This is a genomic window from Candidatus Hakubella thermalkaliphila (assembly GCF_013281975.1).
GTDB classification, from domain to species: Bacteria; Actinomycetota; Humimicrobiia; order Hakubellales; family Hakubellaceae; genus Hakubella; species Hakubella thermalkaliphila.
The window spans coordinates 1-1,038 of sequence record NZ_BLRZ01000247.1; the positions used below are offsets into that span (position 1 = coordinate 1).

Consider the following 1,038-nt stretch of genomic DNA (forward strand, 5'->3'; position numbering starts at 1 on the left):
CTCTCACAAGGACGTTTTGTGGGGTCATTTCCTCCGCCTCAACATCCCCCGTACAGTTGTTATACTATCCTGCGATAGCAGATGGACGCATTGGAAGGTGTTTGTCCCGGGGCAGGCTTCGTAGTGAGTTTATGCTCCTATCGGTATGTCCGCATGAGGGGCAGAGAAACCAGCCATTCTTGGGGACATTACCCTCTTTGGGTTTATAGTCCTTCTTGCAGACAGGGCAGTTCACTTCCTTGGGCAGATTCCCGCGCCACTGCCACACGGCATAGCAGTGGGGGCAGAGAAGAACGGTGAGGGGAACCTTTTTTCGTTCCGTTTTTGCTGACTTCAATTTTGGTAGAACCACCTTATTGCACCAGGGGCACTTAACAATGGACCGCAGATTTTCGTAGATACCCACAGAGTTATTCAAATTCTTATCCTGAAAACCTGTGTTCATCTGCGTCCTATTGGGTGAATATGTCCAGCGTGCGGTTGTGCGACCAACGCCCGCTGAGTAGGTTGGGCTTACTACACAAAGTCCAGGTTCGGCAATCATGCTGGCGGGTTCCATCTCCCAGTCAAATGTCTTTCCACATTCCGGACATTCCACATCCCTGTTGTACCGGATAGAAGGAGATTTCATTGCGATGACATAGTCTGAGAAAAGGGGGACTTCCTTTTTGCAAAGTGGGTTAGTGCAAATGGCGGATTTGACCCAGAAGGTGTAGATAATCTCTGCCTCCTCTCTGCCGGCGCCACAGCAGGGGCATTCGGTCTTGTATTGTTCAAGAAGCGTCTCTTTGACAGACTTGCCGCTCCAGGCAACCTTACGTTCTGCCAGACGGTCAAAGGATGCTTTCAGTTCATCGATATCAACTGGTTCAATCTCTGTCTTTACTATGAACCAGGCCACTGGATTGAGATCGATTCCGATAACTTTGCAGCCAAGTCGAAGTGCTTCAACCACGGTGGTGCCACCACCCATCAAGGGATCAAGAATAACCTTTCCCTTGGTATCTGGGTCGTTGGTTTGTGCTTTATAGAACTCTT

The 1,038-nt window shown here is 49.6% G+C and carries 1 protein-coding gene; it reads right to left on the reverse strand.

Going from position 1 to position 1,038, the window contains the following annotated elements; genetic code table 11:
• Nucleotides 1–64 precede the first annotated feature (64 nt).
• Nucleotides 65–1,038 (reverse strand): DNA methyltransferase (locus HW443_RS11255; protein ID WP_258190528.1); only part of this gene is annotated, 974 nt, incomplete at its 5' end.